A 15,826-nucleotide genomic window follows, 5' to 3' on the forward strand; every position below is an offset into this window, starting at 1 on the left:
GCTTCTTTGGTGATGAATATTTGATTTCATGAAACAGAATAAGATTCGAAATCGCTCCATACTGCTCATCTTGGCGATGCTTGGAATGACCTTTATTGGTATCTATAGCTACTCCGTGCCTCTTATTCGTGCGGAGGTGTACAAGATTGAGCGTAACTCTGCTCGTTTGGCGCTGGATAATGTCTATCAGCTGGCGGACAAGATGTTCTCGAGTGTCGATACTTATAGGCTACAGGCGCTTGAATCACGTAAAGCTTCTTTGCGTACCATCGTTGATCTAGTGGGCGCACAGTTAAGTCGCTCTGTTGTAGCAGGCGGCGATCCAAGAGCGATTATTAAACTGTTCGAACAGCTTCGATATGACGAAGAGGGTTATATCTGGATAGCGGATCGCAACGGTGTGCTCCTATCACACCCCAACCCTGAGTTAATTGGTAAGCCAATCTCCGATAGTTCTGATGGTCAGCTCGCTAAACTCGCGAAAATACACCGCGAAGTAACAGAGAAAGGCGAGGCTTTCATTAGCTATCCTTGGCAGCCAGTTGGCAGTGAGACCTCTTCTGAAAAACTATCCTTCATCCGCTTTTTTCCTGATCTAGGTATCAGTATTGGTACCGGCGTGTTTATGGCTGATATTGAGCGACAAGTGGTTGAACGGCGCCAGCAGTTGGTTGATGAGCTCCGTTCAGCGTTAATGGAGATTAAGATAGCCAGCACTGGCTACATGTTTATTTTTGATTCAGCGGGCTATTTGGTTTCGCACCCTAACTCTAATATAGATAAGACTAATGCTACCAATTTAAAAAATCCCACCACGGGAAGGTCGATTATTTTCGATCTGAAATCAGTTGCTGACACTGGAGAAGAGCTTGTCTATGCCTGGGACTCGCCTGCTGATCCGGGTAACTATGTGCATGAGAAGATCTCGCTTGTTCGCAAATTAGAAGGCCTCGACTGGTATATCTGTTCATCTGTTTATGTGGATGAATTGCAAAGTAGCGCTTTCACTCTAAGCCAGCGAATCCTGTTGATTGCGCTTACCACAATTCTTATAGCCGTCATTGTCGGCTCTTTTGCTATTGACCGAATTCTTTCGCCTCTTCGTCGCCTTGCATCCGCTGCCCAGCGTGTAAAAGATGGTGATTTTAGAGTTCGATCAGGTATTCAGCGCGATGATGAGCTCGGCATTCTAGCTTCAACTTTTGACAGTATGGTCGCACGTATCGGGCATAGTGTGGATGCTCTTGGCCAAGAGGTTGTGCGTAAATCCAACATGGTCGAACAATTAGAGGAGCGACAAACACTTATTCTGGATGCCCTCCCTGCTCAGGTTGCTTATCTAACTAGCGATCTACGTTTCCTTTTTGTTAACCGTGAATATGCGGCGTTTTATGGATTGAACAAGGAGGGCATTATTGGTCGCAGATTAAGGGATGTTATTCCGGGATCTATGCAGGTAGAAATTGCCTCTCACATTAATCGCTGCCTCTCTGGTGAGGATGTTGTTTTTGAGTATGTTTCCGAAGGGCCAAAGGGAGAGTTAATAACGCGTCGTCGATTCATTCCTGAGTTTGATGCTGCTGGAAACGTTGTTGGCATTTTCAACCTATCACTCGATATCACAGATGAGAAAAATTCAGAGCGAAGGATGCTTGAGGCCTCTCGCATGACTGCTGCCGGCCAGTTGGCGGGCGGTTTGACGCATGACTTTAATAATTTGCTTACAGTTATAATCGGGAACCTTATAGCAGCTAAAGATCATAATGAGTCAAAGAGCATTGAGGCCAATCTATCGCCTGCGTTGAGAGCGGCCTATCGTGGGGCTGATATTATTAGGCGCTTGATGACTTTTGCTCGTGCACAGTCTCAAGAGCTAGTCGTTGTGGGAGCGGCAGATGCTATTAATGGGGTTTCAGAGCTTATAAAAAGTTCTTTGCCAGCTTCTATAGATTTTAAAGTCACAAGTATTTCTGATGCTTTAATAGAAGTTGACTTGTCGCAGTTTGAAAATGCCCTAATCAATTTAGCGCTCAATGCGCGCGATAGCATGCCCGATGGTGGTCAAATTGAAATTCGAGTGGTCAACAGTGCCAACGCATCCCTTAATGGTTTTGATGAGGCGGTTGTCCCAGGGGACTATGCACTAATAGAAGTAATAGATACCGGTTCTGGATTTAGTGGTGATGCAGTTCAGAGAGCATTTGAGCCGTTTTTTACGACCAAGAAAGGTCGTGGCTCGGGGCTTGGTTTAAGTATGGTCTATGGCTTTGCTAAGCAGTCAAATGGTTACATTAGCATTCGGAATAATCCAGATGTGGGTTCGACGATCGCTATTCTTTTACCTTTGGCAGAACAGAGTGGGGTAGAGGTGCATCAGCTCTCTGGGGATACTGAGAAATTATCGCCAGTACTGAAGGACGGGCTTTTACTGTTAGTTGAGGATGATCTTGATGTGCGTCAGGTTGTGCGTGATCAATTAACCTCTTTGGGCTTAAGCGTAGTAGAAGCCTCGGATACTGATGAGGCGCTTTTATTGATAGATGCCATTCCTGATATTGGCACCCTAATCAGTGATATTGATCTTCCGGGACGTTTTAATGGCATTGAGCTTGCTAATCATCTATGTGGTAATAAGGGTGTTGAACGTATTTTATTAATGACGGGTAACTCTGAGTATGCAGGCGAACGCTCAACTGCGGCCTGCTACGAAATATTACTTAAGCCATTTACACGAGAACAGATTGTGACTGCCCTTAATAGGACGGTAGCAAAAGGATAACGATATATGGAAAAGAATCTGATCTACGTGGTCGATGATGAGTCAGATATTTGTGATCTGATTAGATTAGAGCTAGAGAAATTTGGTTACCAAGTAGCGACCTTTAACACGGGCGCTGCAATTCTTAAAGGACTTAAGCAGCAAAGACCAGAACTCTGTGTTGTCGATTTGGGTTTGCCAGACATGGATGGGCTGACGCTGGTCGGAGAGATGGTGAATCAGTTCAACGTGGGGGTTTTGATCCTGTCAGGTCGTGGCAGTCTTCCCGACCGTGTGCTTGGTCTAGAGTTAGGTGCTGATGATTACCTCACTAAGCCTTTTGAACCGCGTGAGTTGGTCGCAAGGGTCAAGAGTCTATTGCGTCGAATCCATCGTGACGATGTGGCTAATGCTGTACGTATAGCTCGTTTTTCAGGCTGGAGTTTTGATTTGGATTCATTAACTCTTACATCACAAACAGGCGAAGAGACGATTTTAAGCACGGCTGAGGCCAATATGCTTGTCTCGTTTTTGAAGGCGCCCAAAAAGATATTAACGCGTGATCAACTTCTTGGTGATCAGATTATTCCTTACGACCGAAGTATCGATTCGCGTATGTCCAGATTGCGTAAAAAAGTCGAAGAAAATGTTAAAGACCCAAAAATTATTAAAACCGTTTATGGAGCTGGGTATATGCTAACAGTTGATGTTAGATGGGAAAATTAAGAATTATCTGGATTGATTGCTAACATCTGCTACTTAATTCAAAAACAATATAAAAACCATATTTTTTATGTCCAGGTCTAACAAGTAAATGTCTGTATTTAACATTTTTTCGTGAAATCCCTACCCCGATAATTGTACTAATTAAAAGTAGTTGCTGAGATAAATCACTCAGCAATTTCATACGTTTGCATTTAGTAATAATAAGGAACATTAAAATACATAACTCACCCTTTGAAACAAACCTTGACCAATGTGCAGCGAACTACGCGGCACTTACACCAATTAGTTTTCTGGAGCGTTCGGCTTTTGTTTATCCAGATCGCACCGCAACGGTAAATGGCTTGGTACGTCGTACCTGGAGCGAAACCTTTGCTCGCTGTAAGCAATTAGCAAGCGCCTTAAACAAGGCGGGTGTTAAGAAGGGTGACGCCACCACCAATAACCCCTGAGGCAATCGGCAGGGATTTGGCAATCAGACGCATAGTGATAGAACCTACCTGCCAGCCACTCGCTGCAAGACTTTCAAAGAAGGAATCCTGCGCAGATTCATCTGAAAGGTGGAATGGTTGAGGATCATAGTGTTCGGCAAAAGCTACGATATTCTCGTCAGTGATCTCATAGTTTTCACTTATATATTTATCGCCTGCTTTTAAATCTTCTAAATAGAGCATCGTAACGTCTCTTTAATGTTATTGGTTAGGCAGAGCTTTATAAAGTGGAATATCACTCTCAGCCCCCAGTGTTTGAATATTCTTTTCAGTCAACTGGTAGTTGATATAAGCCATCGTCTCACCATAAGCTAGGTGATGATCCAAAGGTGAGAGCGCCCTTGGAAAGAGAGCTCTCAGAATCTCTTCGGCAGTACTCGGTGTTAGGCAAAAGCTGAGTATTTTGTGAGCGTTTTCTAGATAACCTTTAATAAGCTCATCTACACGATCATGGAGATTGGAGATCGTCTTCTCATGTGATGGAAGAACCAATGTGTCTTTAGGCAGTGATTTAAGCCGCTCTAAACCGGCAATCCAAGTTTTTAGTGGGTTGCTATTAAGTTCTCCAAAACGGACGCTGACATTAGAGCTAATCCTAGCGAGCACTTGGTCGCCCGATATTAATATGCTCCGGTCCTGATTAAACAGTGATGTGTGTGCAACCGTATGGCCATCATTGATTTGTATCTGCCAGGTTTCACCATTGATGACTAATTTTCCCTCTTCCAGCGATAGGTATTTATCTGGGAGGGGGTGGAATGCTTTCTGAAAGCCCAATAAGCCTCTAATTATTAGCTCGTAATCTGTCTCAGGTATGCCTCCGCAATGATAAAAGTCGTTTAACTCTGTAGCTAGAGTAGTGTCATTTTTCGGATCCATTCCCAGAAAATGCTGTAACCCGTCATACTCCGCTTTAGTGACCCAGAGAGGCACCTGCCAGGTTTCACAAATCCAACCAGCTACACCAATGTGATCCACATGAGTGTGTGTTGCGAGCACGGCTTTAAGGGGCTTTGCTTTTGGAAGCGTATTTAAAATCTCTTTTAGAATAGTTTGCGATTGTTCGCTCTTGATCCCTGTATCCACCAGAATCCATCCGTCAATGTCCTCAATAAGGTACACATTTATATGATCTAATGCATAGGGAAGTGGGAGTCGTATTTGATAGATGCCATCAGTAATTTTTGTTGGCTTGCCAGTTAAGTTGAATAATTGATCTGAATGCATGAGCTCATTTGTGGTCGCTGGGTTATGGGGTGTCTTCTTAAAGATTTTATTTTATAGATTTTTGTGTATCGTATCGAGATACTGTCTTTGAGTTGATTTCTGTCGACCAGATAGATTGCTATCATTTCAAACAATAAAAACAATTATTTACAGTTAGGCCATGAAGGCTTTGTGGGAAGATCAGAAAATGAATAATTCAATTGTATATGCTTTGGTCATGTTGCTTGCAGGGATTGGTATACCGACTATGGCAACCCTAAATGGTGGTTTAGGTGGGCGTTTGATGAGCTCATCATTGGCTACTGCAATGGCGCTTGCATTAGGATTTACATCAGTTGCAGTTTACTTGCTCGTAACAGAGGGCTTCCCGAGTAAATTTGTTGCAGATGATCTCCCCATCTATTTCTACTTGGGTGGCTTTTGCGTTGCTTTCTATGTCATCAGCGTCACTTGGATTGTTCCTCGATTTGGCGTCTCAAATGCTATCGCTTTTGCGCTGCTTGGACAGCTAATAGCGATGAGCACTATAGATCACTTTGGGCTATTTGGTGCGCAGCAGTATGCTATTACCCTTAAGCGAATTGCTGGACTGTTGATAATGGCGTTGGGTATCTATTTAGTATTAGATAAGTCTGTTGCAAACAACCATTAAGACCTTCAATCAAAGCATTTTTATATTCGAGGTATAGAGTGAAAATACCAATATTAAAGGACGCTCTTTTTCGCAAAGAAGGAAGAGTCGCTATTTTAACCATGGACCGCGACGATGTTCGAAATGCATTGACGGGCACAAATCTAGTTGAAGATATCCTTGAAACAGTTGAGTGGATTAATCGCGATTCGGAGATTTCTGTACTCATTATTACTGGAGCGGGCTCTTCATTCAGTGCAGGCGGTAACGTTCATGATATGGCTAATCGGGAAGCAGATTTTGCTGGTGATGTTGCGGAATGTGCAACGCGTTATAGGCATGGCATTCAACGGTTACCGGTGGCACTGCAATCATTAGAGGTACCAATAATAGCAGCAGTGAATGGTGCTGCAATTGGTGCAGGATTTGATCTGGCAAATATGGCCGATGTGAGACTTGCTTCAGAACACGCAAAATTTGGTGAAACATTTCTCAATTTGGGAATTATTCCTGGAGATGGAGGGGCTTGGTTTCTGCAGCGACTAATCGGTTATCAACGTGCCTTTGAATTGACTCTGACGGGCAGAGTAATCGATGCGATAGAGGCAAAAGAACTCGGAGTTGTACTGGAGGTTGTTCCAGATGATCAGCTTTTAAACGCATCATTGGAATTGGCAAACCGCATTGCAGCACAACCTCCAAAAGCAACGCGCCTAACTAAAAGGTTGATGAAAATGGCACAGCGTATGGAGTTAAAAGACTTTCTCGATCTTTGTGCCTGTTTTCAAGGAATGTGTCATAACGAACCAGAGCACCTTGAAGCAGTACATCGATTACTGGAGTCGCTATCGAAAACTAAGTGAATTTATGTGCGCCCTCGCTACAGCCTAAGTGGTCTCGAAAGGCCAAGCAGTAAAAACTGAGGCGTTGAATTTGATGTGTAGGAAATGGCAATTTGTCTTTATTGATAAATTGCCATTTACACTGTTTGTATCAGCAGCTTTGGAAGTTACTAATTTATTGAGTTTTTATAAGCCTGCTTTAGATAATACCTGTTGGATTTCATCTAAAATCAGAGGGTCATCTATAGTTGAAGGCATTACGTATTCCTCTTTAGCAGCTATCTTACGAAGAACTGCTCGAAGCACTTTGCCTGATCTTGTTTTAGGTAGACGTTGGACTATAAATGCTTGTTTGAAACACGCAACAGCTCCAACTTGGTCTCTAACCATATTAATTAGTTGAGTGACTAACTCTTCTTCAGAGATATCCTCGCCTGCTTTAAGCACAACTAGCCCAAGAGGGACTTGCCCTTTTAGCTCATCAGGTACTCCGATAACGGCACACTCTGCTATAGCATTGTGTGCTGAAAGAATCTCCTCCATCTCACCAGTTGAAAGACGGTGACCAGATACGTTGATTACGTCATCAGTTCTACCTGTAATGTAGATGTATCCATCTTCATCGATATAACCGCCATCGCCTGTGTGGTAAAAGCCTGGGAAGCTTTCCAAGTATGAAGAGAAATATCGTTCGTTATTGTTCCAGATGCTCCAGGCCACTCCTGGTGGCATGGGCAGGGAAACGCAGATATTGCCCGCTTCTCCCTTCTCAACCTCGACACCTTCATCATCGAGAACACGGATGTCATAGCCGGGAATTGGTTTGTTAGTTGAACCTAGTCGCTCTTTTGAGGGGCTCTCCCAACCCATCATGGGTGCGGTCATTGGCCAGCCGGTTTCAGTCTGCCACCAGTGATCCAATATAGGAACATTTAGCAATTCATCTAGCCAGCCGTAGGTCGACGAATCAAGTTTTTCACCTGCAACAAATACCCATTTAAGTGAGCTGAGGTCGTACTGATTGGCGAGACTGCCGCTCGGATCCTCTTTTCGAATGGCGCGGAAGGCGGTCGGTGCACAGAACATAGAGTTGACGCCGTACTCCGCAATCACACGCCAGAATGTGCCGGCGTCTGGCGTTTTAATTGGTTTACCCTCAAAAAAGATTGCTGAGCACCCCCCCATTAACGGGCCGTATACTATAAATGAGTGACCCACGACCCAGCCAATATCTGAAGCGCCCCACCAAACATCGCCTGCCTGCATCCCGTAGACGTTGTTTAGGGCATAACTCAGTGCAACAGCATGGCCACCGTTATCGCGCACTATCCCTTTGGGCTGACCTGTAGTGCCTGAGGTGTAGAGTATATAAAGTGGATCTGAACCTTTGACGACGACACACTCTGCAGGTTCAGCATCTTTTTGAAATTCTTGCCAATCCAGGTCCCATGGCTTGTCGAGTTCCGCGGATAGCATGGGTCGCTGATAAACGACAGTGTTCTGTGGTTTGTGAGTCGCTAAGTCAATCGCTTGATCAACTAACGGTTTATAGGCGATCTGTTTGTCGAATTCGATGCCGCAAGATGCGGTAAGTATCATCTTGGGGTTTGCGTCGTCTATTCGGATAGCCATCTCGTGTGGGGCGAAACCACCGAACACGACCGAGTGCACAGCTCCTAGGCGGGCGCAGGCGAGCATCGCTACTGCCGCTTCTGGGATCATCGGCATGTAGATCAGCACCGTATCACCCTTCTTAACACCGCGTGCTTTGAGTGCGCCGGCGAACCGCTGTACTCGAGTCAAAAGATCTGAGTAGGTGATCTTCTCTTTGGTATTACTAACCGGTGAGTCATAGTAAAGAGCGACCTGATCTTGGCGACCAGCGGCTACATGACGATCTAGAGCCAGATAACAGCTATTCAGTTCACCATCGGGATACCAGCTGTAGGTGCCAAAATCTGTTTTGCTAAGTGTCGTGCTTGGTGCTTTGAACCAATCGATGCGACTCGCCTGAGACGCCCAATAAGCTTGCGGATCTTCAAAAGCTGCGCTGTATTCGTCGTCGTATCTCATAACCTTCCTCTTATATTTATTGTTGATAGTGAGTTAAGTCGTTACTGATCTTGATAGAGTTTTAAGATGCTAGAGAAGTCCAGTCCGCCATTACCTTTGCTTTTGTGTAGCATGAATAATGAGCGAGCTGCGGCACCCATTGGTGTAGGAGATGCACTCTGCTGACTCACATCCATTGCGAGCCCGAGGTCTTTGAACATCAGATCAACCTGAAAGCCGCCTTGATAGTTGTTGGACGATGGGACATTTGGCATTACGCCAGGAACTGGGTTGTATACTTGTAGAGCCCAGTTGTTGCCAGAACTCTGTTTCATGATTTCTGAGAGAACAGCTGGGTCTAGCCCATTTTTCATTCCCATATTGAGGGCTTCTGCAGTGCCAGTCATCAGTATTCCAAGCATCATGTTGTTACAGCATTTGGCGATTTGTCCTGCGCCACTATCGCCCGCGCGGAATATATTTTTGCCCATTCCTTGGAGAATCGGTTCGGCTTTAGCGAAAAGGTTTTCACTCGCACCTACCATAAATGCCAACGTGCCAGCAGTTGCAGCACCAACACCACCTGATACAGGCGCATCGATGAAGTCGATGCCTCGAGAGGCCCCTGCTGCAGCGACACGCTTGGCGGTCTCAGCGTCGATAGTTGAACTGTCGATCAACAGAGCTCCTGCCTCAACTGCATCAAATAGTGGTTGATCGCCCGTTACGTAAAGGCTCTCAACGTGCTTGCCGGCTGGAAGCATGGTGATTACAAACTCGGCACCTTTCACTGCCTCATAAGCTGAAGTGGTAGCTACTGCGCCGGCCTCTTCAGCTTGTGTAATAGCGGCACTGTTGAGGTCAAAAACCCTTACCATGTGGCCCGCTTTAACTAGATTAGCCACCATTGGGCAACCCATATTGCCTAAGCCAATAAATCCAATTGTTGCCATTTGTATTTCCTCTGTTTTTATTTTTAATGTGCTCAAGTTTAGAGCGAAGCGAGTGGGTTCTCGCTCCAGGGTGACTCGAAAAACTGCGCTACAAAGTTGCTATTAACATCTTGCACGGTTTTATAGATCCAATCAGGACTACCATCTTTATCGATCAAAAGCGCTCGGACTCCCTCGGGGAGCTCGCGATTACGACAGCACTGCACCGAAAGCACCAGTTCGGCCATAAATACCTCTTTAAGGGATAGGTGGCGAGAGCGCTGGAGTTGCTCTGCGATAATGTGTACTGAGAGAGGTGAACCATGAGAGATCGCTTTTTTCGAACGTTGAATCCATGGATCATCGCTTTCCAGTTCGTGCATCGCAGACATAAGGTCGGACAGTGAATCTTGGTCGGTGATCTGCTGGATAAATGCAAAGTGATTCTGAATAGGAGAGTCAGCCCGGAAACTGTCAGTAGAGTTCTGTTCAAACGCACGAAGCACCTGCGTCACTTTGGTGTAGGCATCGCCGCTCCAGTCGCTAGCTTGTAGCTGGGCCACCATTTCCCCATATTTACCCGCGTCGACGAAACGATCCGCAAGGCCTAAAAAGATAGCATCGGCTGCATAAATAGGGTTGCCGGTTAAGCCAAGGAACAGACCGGTTCGTCCTGGCATACGGTTGAGGAAGAAGCTTCCTCCAACATCAGGGTACAAACCAATGGTGACTTCCGGCATAGCAAGGTGTGACGTCTGAGTCACTACTCGGTGGCTACAGCCATTCATCAGTCCCATGCCTCCACCCATAACGATGCCGCTGGCCCAACATATGATTGGTTTGGGGTAGGTGTGGATCTGATAGTCGAGCTGGTACTCACGTGTGAAGTAGTTTTCAGGGAAGTTCGGCTGTTCACCTGATGTGATTGACTTGTAGAGTCCGACTACATCACCACCTGCACAGAAGGCTTTCTCGCCAGCACTCGTAAGGAGGACTGCTTTCACGCGTTCGTCGTTTGCCGCTGCGGTCAGGCGCGGTTGAATCAGCTCAATCATCTCCAGGGTTAACGCGTTTAGCGACCTTTCTGAATTGAGTGAAATTTCCAGGATAAGGTGGTTATCCTGGGTCGCGTGTTCGGTAAATAGTACGCAACTCATAATGATGCCCTTAGCAGTTTTTCCAGTTTGGCTTACGTTTTTCGAGGAAAGCATTTACGCCTTCCTTCTGGTCCTCAGAGTGGAATAGATCGACAAAAAGTTCACGCTCAAGCATATAGCCTGCATTCCAGTGATGTTTTCGGTTGTTTTGAATAAGTAGCTTACAGCTTGCAATAGACATTGGGCTCTGTTGATCCGCTTGTTTGGCCAGCTCCATAGCACGGTTGAATGATTCACCGGTTGCAACAAGCTCTTCAACTAAACCGATCTCTTTTGCTTTAGTAGCGTTTACGCGTTCGCCAAGGAGAATCATGCGCTTGGCCCAGCCTTCTCCAACCAGCATGGTTAAATTTTGAGTGCCGCCTGCACAGGGAAGTAGGCCAACTTTTGCCTCAGGTAAAGCTAATTGAGCCTGCTCTTCTGCAACACGGATATCACAAGCGAGAGCGACTTCTAAGCCCCCTCCCATAGCAAATCCATTTACAGCAGCGATAGATACGCCCCTAAAATTAGATAAAGCTTCAAATGCTTCTCCAAAATAACGTCCCATATCACGTGCTGTAGCGCGATCGCCGTCTGCAAACATATTTAGGTCTGCACCTGCACTGAAGAATTTATCGCTATCTGATTTCAAAACTAATGAAAAAATATTTCGATCTTCATTCAGTTCATTCACTAATGAAATAAGCCCTTTTAGACTCTCCTCTGTCCAAGTGTTAGCTGGAGGATTGTTCATTGTGATGATGGCTGTATGGCCTTGTTTTTCGAGTAGAAGTGTATCTGTCATGCTGTCTCCTATTTGTGATCAAAGAATTTTGGCGCAATCTTGCATTAGTGCGCGTCTAGCAATGATCAAACGCATTATTTCATTAGTCCCTTCAAGAATACGGTGTACACGGTTATCACGCAGATAACGCTCCATTGGGTATTCTTTGATGTAGCCGTTGCCTCCAAATATCTGCAGTGCTTCATCGGCGATGTTATAACCTGCATCCGTGGCAAACTGCTTCGCCATAGCGCAATAAACAGTTCGATCGGGATGTCCAGCATCTAGACGGCTAGCTGCCATACGTATCATCTGGCGAGCAGCTACTAACTGGGTCGTCATATCAGCTATTTTGAATTGCAGAGCTTGAAAATTGCTTAGGGTTTTTCCAAACTGACTGCGGTCGAGCATATAGTCGCGAGCACGTTGAAGTGCCGCTTGAGCAGTACCTATCGAGCAGGCCCCGATATTTATGCGTCCACCATCCAACCCCTTCATCGCTATCTTGAATCCATCGCCTTCGGCTCCAAGAATGGCAGAGGCAGGTACACGTACATCGTCAAAGGTGATCATTCGTGTTGGCTGACTATTCCACCCCATTTTTTGTTCTTTACGTCCGTAGCTAATACCCGGTAGTTTGGCATCTACCACAAATGCAGAGATGCCTTTCGCGCCAGCTTCACCAGTACGGGCCATAACGACTAGGACATCAGTTGAACCAGCTCCAGATATAAAGATTTTGCTGCCGTTGATTACGTAGCCATCACCATCGCGACGAGCAGTGGTTTTGAGGGAAGCTGCATCTGATCCCGCGTTGGGCTCTGTCAAACAGTAAGATGCGAATTGTTCACCAGCGGTTAGTTTTGGACACCAATCCATACGAGTATCGCTGTTGCCAAATTCCGCGATCATCCAAGTCGACATATTATGGATGGTGATGTAAGCAGTAGTTGAAGTGCAACCCATGGCTAGCTCTTCAAAGATGATACTAGCGTCAAGGCGGCTAAGACCTAGACCGCCAACATCTTCTGATGCGTAGAGTCCACAAAATCCAAGCTCTCCCGCTTTTTTAAGCGTATCAACCGGAAATATCTGCTCTTCGTCCCACATGGCCGCGTGAGGTTCGAGTTCTTTCTGTGCAAAACTGCGAGCCATATCTGCAAAAGCAATTTGGTCTTCGTTTAGTTCAAAATCCATACGCTTTTCCTTTGTTATCTTTATCTGTTAAAAGTGGATGACTTACTTTAGCTGAATAGTAGTGTTTACCCCAGTATCGATATCCTCTTCAAACCAGCGTGCTGTTACTGTTTTGGTTTCGGTGTAGAACTTAACTGCCTGTTTCCCGTAAGCGTGCTGATCGCCGTAGAAAGATTTGCGCCATCCAGTAAAAGAGAACATTGGAAGCGGTACAGGTACAGGTACGTTAATGCCAACCTGACCAACCTTGATTTCATGCTGGTATTTACGCGCGACAGCTCCAGATGATGTAAAGATCGATGTTCCATTACCGTATGGATTTGCATTGATTAACTCAATAGCATCTTCGAGAGAATCCAACTCGATGGCGCAAAGTACAGGACCAAAGATCTCCTCTTGGTATATAGACATGTCAGTAGTTACACCGCTAAAAAGTGTCGGACCCACCCAGTTACCGTCAGGAAAGCCTTCAACTTGGCAGTCAGTACCATCAAGCAGACAATTTGCCCCCGAGTCTTTGCCTTGCTGAATAAAATTGAGAACACGCTGGCGTGCTGCTGGGTTGATTAGAGGACCGTATCCAGCTTCGGGGTCATTCCATGCGCCAGGGCGAACCTTCTTCATAGCTTCGCGCAACTCAGGAATCCACTCTTTAGCACTGCCTACAAATAGTGCGACAGATATGGCCATACAGCGTTGTCCGCCTGCACCTACAGAGGCGCCTACTAAATTGTTAATAACCTGGTTTTTCGAAGCGTCAGGCATTATCACCATGTGGTTTTTTGCTCCGGCGAAAGCTTGCACGCGTTTTAGGTGTTCGGTACCTGTGCGGTAGATATGTTCACCAACTGCAACAGATCCTACGAAAGATATAGCAGGCGTGTCCTTGTGAGTGAGTAGTTGATCAACAACTTCTTTGGTGCCATGGACTACCTGGAGTAGGCCAGCTGGTGCACCAGCCTCGATAAACAACTCCGCGAGACGCATAGGTGTCAACGGGTCCTGTTCTGATGGCTTAAGTACAAATGTATTTCCGCATGCAATAGCCATGGGGAACATCCAAAGAGGAATCATTGCGGGGAAGTTGAATGGGGTAATGCCTACACAGACACCTAAAGGCTGAGTAATACTATAACAATCGATCTTGCGAGCTACGTTTTCAACAGTTTCGCCCATAGACAATGACGCGATGTTACAGGCATGTTCTACGACTTCAATTCCACGCCATACATCACCCTTAGCATCTTCAAACGTTTTGCCAGTTTCGCTTGATAGTAGGGTGGCAATCTCATCATGATGCTCTTTCAAAAGCGCCTGATAGCGAAGCATTAAGCGGGCACGTTCGCCGACGGGTGTCTCTTTCCAGGTTTCAAATGCTTTCTTAGCTGAGTCGATAGCTTGATCAACTTCTGCTTCAGTAGCGCAAGGTACCTCTGCGATAACATTTTGTGTAGCAGGATCGGTAACTGGAATGAATTTGTCTGATTGGCTTTGAACCATCTGGCCATCAATAAGTAAAGGAACACGAACAGTAATGAGAAACTCCTGATATATATTTTTTTTGTATTTCGCTTACATTTGTAGCACCGTTTTAAGTGGAATGAGATTGATAATCTTGTTTAGTTGATGGACTATATTGCGATAACAATTAATTCATTAGTAGAAGATTCATAAAAATGAGCAGACCCTCCAATTGGCCTCTACCTCCTGAAAGTGTTCGCTATTTGGTCCCAAAAGCCCTTTATAAGGAACTCTCAAATAATCCACTCAGTTGCGATCTATTCCCTAAAGCGATGGGATATTATTGCCACGCTAAAGGGCACATGATGGAACGATTGATACACGATGATTATTTGATGATTTACTGTATCCAGGGGGAGGGGGTTGTTAGTGCAAGTGGTCATTCAAGCTCAGTAAAAATGGGAGATGTATTAATAGTCCCGTCGGGCTTATCACATCGTTACACTTCGTCTCTAGCTTCTCCGTGGACAATTTATTGGGTTCACTTCGAGGGAGCGCTAGTGAAAAAATTTTGCAGTAACACTCAAGTTGAACGGTCGCCTGGAGGGTTTTATTTAAAAAATATTGGTTTTCATCCGCAGTTAACTGGTAGTTTTGATGCCTTATTGAGTTGCCGCTACTCTGCCCATGATTTGACAGTTCATATCTTTTCGGCAAGCTTGCTTCGTCAAATTTTGTCACATGTTGCGTTTCTTAAGCCGCCTGAACAGTTGCGTCGCCAACGAGAGAGTTTGGACTTAGATAGCCTTCATACACTCATGCAAACGCACCTCCATGAACAGATAGACTTAGATACTTTGGCAGCCAGTGTGAATTTGTCGAAGTACCATTTTGTGAAGCGCTACAGAGCTATTACTGGCACAACACCGATTAATCGCTTCATTCAACTTAAAATAGAGCGCGCTTGCTACTTGCTCGATACCACTGCTATGGAAATAAAGGAGATCGCATTTGAGGTAGGTTATGAGGATGCTTACTACTTTTCGCGTATCTTTCGAAAGCAGATTGGGATTTCACCTAGCCAATATCGCAAGGCTCTGACTTAAAGGAATCTAAGCATGCCTAAATACCAAGCACGCTGTAGTTGTGGACAGTTAAACGCTGTAGTTCAGGCTGATCCATTACAAGTTTTTGTCTGTCACTGCTTCGATTGTCAGCGAAGGACCGGGAGTGCCTTTGGCCATCAGGCACTGTTTGAACAGGAGTCTGTTCATATTGAAGGCGAATCAAGGGAGTACACACAGATCGGGGACGAGGGGTTTAGTGTAACGTTTAATTTTTGTCCTTGCTGCGGGAGTCAGGTTTGGTATCGCGCCGAGCGTGCTAAAGGCATGATCGGTATACCTATTGGTGCTTTTGCTGATGCTGATTTCCCAGCACCGCGTACCTCAATTTATGAGTCGCGCAAACACCCATGGGTTGAATTAGTTGGTGATGTTAAAAGACTGCCTTAATTAACTAGAAACTGAAGAAAAGGGTTTACTAGTAATTCAGATTCGGATATTAATAAGGGAAAACCCCTACAGGAG

Annotated in this window: 15 protein-coding genes; 7 read left to right on the forward strand and 8 right to left on the reverse strand. The window is 45.4% G+C overall.

Translation table 11 applies throughout. The annotated features are described in order from the left end of the window. Positions 1-28 precede the first annotated feature (28 nt). The 3 genes from XMG48_RS08680 to XMG48_RS12210 all read left to right on the forward strand — a co-directional run bounded on the left by XMG48_RS08680 (position 29) and on the right by XMG48_RS12210 (position 3,933). Positions 29-2,779 carry a cache domain-containing protein gene (locus XMG48_RS08680; protein ID WP_173481675.1) on the forward strand — a complete coding sequence of 917 codons (2,751 nt, stop codon included), beginning with the start codon at positions 29-31 and terminating at the stop codon, positions 2,777-2,779. 6 nt (positions 2,780-2,785) lie between these two features. Beyond that, positions 2,786-3,484, forward strand: coding sequence for a response regulator transcription factor (locus XMG48_RS08685; protein ID WP_173481676.1), 699 nt, complete (start codon positions 2,786-2,788; stop codon positions 3,482-3,484). A 341-nt stretch (positions 3,485-3,825) separates the two neighbouring features. Further along, complete coding sequence (locus XMG48_RS12210) at positions 3,826-3,933, forward strand: hypothetical protein (protein ID WP_371740525.1); 108 nt, start codon at positions 3,826-3,828, stop codon at positions 3,931-3,933. On the opposite strand, the gene XMG48_RS08690 is transcribed toward XMG48_RS12210, so the two are convergent. Further along, positions 3,883-4,155, reverse strand: a complete 273-nt coding sequence (locus XMG48_RS08690) for a MaoC/PaaZ C-terminal domain-containing protein (RefSeq protein WP_173481677.1) — start codon at positions 4,153-4,155, stop codon at positions 3,883-3,885. The two genes, XMG48_RS12210 and XMG48_RS08690, sit on opposite strands and share 51 nt — an antisense overlap. Positions 4,156-4,173: 18 nt before the next feature. After that, on the reverse strand, positions 4,174-5,199 hold the full coding sequence (locus tag XMG48_RS08695) for an MBL fold metallo-hydrolase (RefSeq protein WP_173481678.1): 1,026 nt from the start codon (positions 5,197-5,199) through the stop codon (positions 4,174-4,176). A gap of 187 nt (positions 5,200-5,386) precedes the next feature. Between XMG48_RS08695 and XMG48_RS08700 the strand changes: the two genes are divergently transcribed. Next, positions 5,387-5,851 (forward strand): DMT family transporter, encoded by a 465-nt coding sequence (locus XMG48_RS08700; protein WP_173481679.1) that lies wholly within the window; start codon positions 5,387-5,389, stop codon positions 5,849-5,851. Between the two features lie 38 nt (positions 5,852-5,889). Continuing rightward, a complete protein-coding gene (locus tag XMG48_RS08705) occupies positions 5,890-6,693 on the forward strand; it encodes an enoyl-CoA hydratase-related protein (RefSeq protein ID WP_173481680.1) in 804 nt (267 codons plus the stop codon). A 165-nt stretch (positions 6,694-6,858) separates the two neighbouring features. Here XMG48_RS08705 and XMG48_RS08710 read toward each other — a convergent pair whose 3' ends face one another. The 6 genes from XMG48_RS08710 to XMG48_RS08735 are packed head-to-tail and all read right to left on the reverse strand — an operon-like array spanning position 6,859 to position 14,312. After that, positions 6,859-8,745 (reverse strand): AMP-binding protein, encoded by a 1,887-nt coding sequence (locus XMG48_RS08710; RefSeq protein WP_173481681.1) that lies wholly within the window; start codon positions 8,743-8,745, stop codon positions 6,859-6,861. A gap of 41 nt (positions 8,746-8,786) precedes the next feature. Beyond that, on the reverse strand, positions 8,787-9,677 hold the full coding sequence (gene mmsB, locus XMG48_RS08715; protein WP_173481682.1) for a 3-hydroxyisobutyrate dehydrogenase: 891 nt from the start codon (positions 9,675-9,677) through the stop codon (positions 8,787-8,789). A 38-nt stretch (positions 9,678-9,715) separates the two neighbouring features. Beyond that, positions 9,716-10,813, reverse strand: coding sequence for an enoyl-CoA hydratase/isomerase family protein (locus XMG48_RS08720; RefSeq protein WP_173481683.1), 1,098 nt, complete (start codon positions 10,811-10,813; stop codon positions 9,716-9,718). A gap of 10 nt (positions 10,814-10,823) precedes the next feature. Then, a complete protein-coding gene (locus XMG48_RS08725; RefSeq protein ID WP_173481684.1) occupies positions 10,824-11,600 on the reverse strand; it encodes an enoyl-CoA hydratase in 777 nt (258 codons plus the stop codon). 18 nt (positions 11,601-11,618) lie between these two features. Beyond that, entirely contained in the window at positions 11,619-12,776 is a 1,158-nt protein-coding gene (locus tag XMG48_RS08730) for an acyl-CoA dehydrogenase family protein (protein ID WP_173481685.1), read from the reverse strand. Positions 12,777-12,818: 42 nt separating this feature from the next. Beyond that, positions 12,819-14,312, reverse strand: a complete 1,494-nt coding sequence (locus XMG48_RS08735; RefSeq protein ID WP_173481808.1) for a CoA-acylating methylmalonate-semialdehyde dehydrogenase — start codon at positions 14,310-14,312, stop codon at positions 12,819-12,821. A gap of 140 nt (positions 14,313-14,452) precedes the next feature. Between XMG48_RS08735 and XMG48_RS08740 the strand changes: the two genes are divergently transcribed. Beyond that, positions 14,453-15,343, forward strand: a complete 891-nt coding sequence (locus XMG48_RS08740; protein ID WP_173481686.1) for an AraC family transcriptional regulator — start codon at positions 14,453-14,455, stop codon at positions 15,341-15,343. A 12-nt stretch (positions 15,344-15,355) separates the two neighbouring features. Further along, positions 15,356-15,751: a GFA family protein gene (locus tag XMG48_RS08745; RefSeq protein ID WP_173481687.1), complete on the forward strand. Its 396-nt coding sequence runs from the start codon at positions 15,356-15,358 to the stop codon at positions 15,749-15,751. Positions 15,752-15,826 lie beyond the last annotated feature (75 nt).

Origin of the sequence: Marinobacterium sp. xm-g-48 (assembly GCF_013282925.1) — a bacterium.
In the GTDB taxonomy this organism is placed as follows: domain Bacteria; phylum Pseudomonadota; class Gammaproteobacteria; order Pseudomonadales; family Balneatricaceae; genus Marinobacterium_E.

Excerpts from the sequence above, each read along its gene's own strand:
- XMG48_RS08680 (WP_173481675.1), top strand. The coding sequence starts at position 29 with ATGAAACAGAATAAGATTCGAAATCGCTCCATACTGCTCATCTTGGCG.
- XMG48_RS08685 (WP_173481676.1), top strand. The coding sequence starts at position 2,786 with ATGGAAAAGAATCTGATCTACGTGGTCGATGATGAGTCAGATATTTGT.
- XMG48_RS08690 (WP_173481677.1), bottom strand. The coding sequence starts at position 4,155 with ATGCTCTATTTAGAAGATTTAAAAGCAGGCGATAAATATATAAGTGAA.
- XMG48_RS08695 (WP_173481678.1), bottom strand. The coding sequence starts at position 5,199 with ATGCATTCAGATCAATTATTCAACTTAACTGGCAAGCCAACAAAAATT.
- XMG48_RS08700 (WP_173481679.1), top strand. The coding sequence starts at position 5,387 with ATGAATAATTCAATTGTATATGCTTTGGTCATGTTGCTTGCAGGGATT.
- XMG48_RS08710 (WP_173481681.1), bottom strand. The coding sequence starts at position 8,745 with ATGAGATACGACGACGAATACAGCGCAGCTTTTGAAGATCCGCAAGCT.
- mmsB (WP_173481682.1), bottom strand. The coding sequence starts at position 9,677 with ATGGCAACAATTGGATTTATTGGCTTAGGCAATATGGGTTGCCCAATG.
- XMG48_RS08720 (WP_173481683.1), bottom strand. The coding sequence starts at position 10,813 with ATGAGTTGCGTACTATTTACCGAACACGCGACCCAGGATAACCACCTT.
- XMG48_RS08725 (WP_173481684.1), bottom strand. The coding sequence starts at position 11,600 with ATGACAGATACACTTCTACTCGAAAAACAAGGCCATACAGCCATCATC.
- XMG48_RS08730 (WP_173481685.1), bottom strand. The coding sequence starts at position 12,776 with ATGGATTTTGAACTAAACGAAGACCAAATTGCTTTTGCAGATATGGCT.
- XMG48_RS08740 (WP_173481686.1), top strand. The coding sequence starts at position 14,453 with ATGAGCAGACCCTCCAATTGGCCTCTACCTCCTGAAAGTGTTCGCTAT.
- XMG48_RS08745 (WP_173481687.1), top strand. The coding sequence starts at position 15,356 with ATGCCTAAATACCAAGCACGCTGTAGTTGTGGACAGTTAAACGCTGTA.